Source organism: Catenibacterium faecis, assembly GCF_014306455.1.
In the GTDB taxonomy this organism is placed as follows: domain Bacteria; phylum Bacillota_I; class Bacilli_A; order Erysipelotrichales; family Coprobacillaceae; genus Catenibacterium; species Catenibacterium mitsuoka_A.
Genome location: NZ_JACRWG010000145.1, coordinates 1 through 1,113, shown reverse-complemented (window position 1 = coordinate 1,113; position 1,113 = coordinate 1). Strand labels below are relative to the sequence as shown.

The 1,113-nt window shown below is 41.4% G+C and carries 6 tRNA genes; all 6 read right to left on the bottom strand.

The features are described 5' to 3' along the window. Nucleotides 1-417 precede the first annotated feature (417 nt). Nucleotides 418-491, bottom strand: a tRNA-Gly gene (locus H8909_RS13175). 6 nt (nucleotides 492-497) lie between these two features. After that, a tRNA-Lys gene (locus H8909_RS13170) sits at nucleotides 498-573 on the bottom strand. 9 nt (nucleotides 574-582) lie between these two features. Then, nucleotides 583-658: transfer RNA gene (locus H8909_RS13165), tRNA-Gln, on the bottom strand. Nucleotides 659-665: 7 nt separating this feature from the next. Beyond that, nucleotides 666-750, bottom strand: a tRNA-Tyr gene (locus tag H8909_RS13160). A 2-nt stretch (nucleotides 751-752) separates the two neighbouring features. Beyond that, nucleotides 753-828, bottom strand: a tRNA-Thr gene (locus tag H8909_RS13155). 23 nt (nucleotides 829-851) lie between these two features. Continuing rightward, nucleotides 852-927, bottom strand: a tRNA-Val gene (locus H8909_RS13150). Nucleotides 928-1,113 lie beyond the last annotated feature (186 nt).

Sequence of the window (1,113 nt, the reverse complement as noted above, 5' to 3'; positions counted from 1 at the left end):
AAACTGGACTATTATAAGGATCTTGATGCATTATACTAATTAGACAAATCATAAATAATATATCGGGAAAAGTCCATAAAATCAGGACTTCTTTTCGTCGTGGAAAAAGACTGGATAGCAGACGCGAAAAAAATGAGCATCACCTTACGGCGATGCTCATTTAGCAGGGACTGTCAACATTCTGTCCTTGACTTTTGAACCAGTTTAAAACTCCTGGCATTACTTTTGGGTAATTTTTTCGAAATCAGCAAATACTTTTTTCTGCATCAATTACTACTGCATCCTCAGAGATTTCCTGTTCCTATTCAAAGATTGCTTTGCCATTGCGATTTGATATTGCTAATTCAGCGCTCATATAGATAAAAATAGTTTACAGGTACAAAAAAAGTCAATCCGAAGATTGACTTATTCATAAGTTGGAGCGGGTGATGGGAATCGAACCCACGTAGTCAGCTTGGAAGGCTGAAGTTCTACCATTGAACTACACCCGCATAGGATGGTGACTCGCAGGGGATTTGAACCCCTGACCCTCTGATTAAAAGTCAGATGCTCTGCCATCTGAGCTAGCGAGTCAAAAAAAGATGGCTGGGATAACTGGATTCGAACCAGTGAAATGACAGAGTCAAAGTCTGTTGCCTTACCCCTTGGCTATATCCCAATAAAGATGGTGGGGAGAGACGGATTCGAACCATCGAACTCGTAGAGAACTGAGTTACAGTCAGCCGCGTTTAGCCACTTCGCTACCTCCCCACTGGTGCCGACTAGAGGAATTGAACCCCCAACCTACTGATTACAAGTCAGTTGCTCTACCAATTGAGCTAAGTCGGCAAATATTGAGCTATAAAATAAAATGGTGGAGGTTAACGGGCTCGAACCGCTGACCCTCTGCTTGTAAGGCAGATGCTCTCCCAACTGAGCTAAACCTCCGCTGCGGGTACTATATTATCATCATATCCACTCTAAGTCAACAGAAAATAGAAACTTTTTTAGAGTTTTCTGATTCCAATGTGATAATGTCTCAATGTATCCAAGTTGATAATGTCCCAATTGGGACATTATCAACTTACCGTGTTAAACTATAACCTCCATGGGAGGTTATTATGAGAAAGGTTG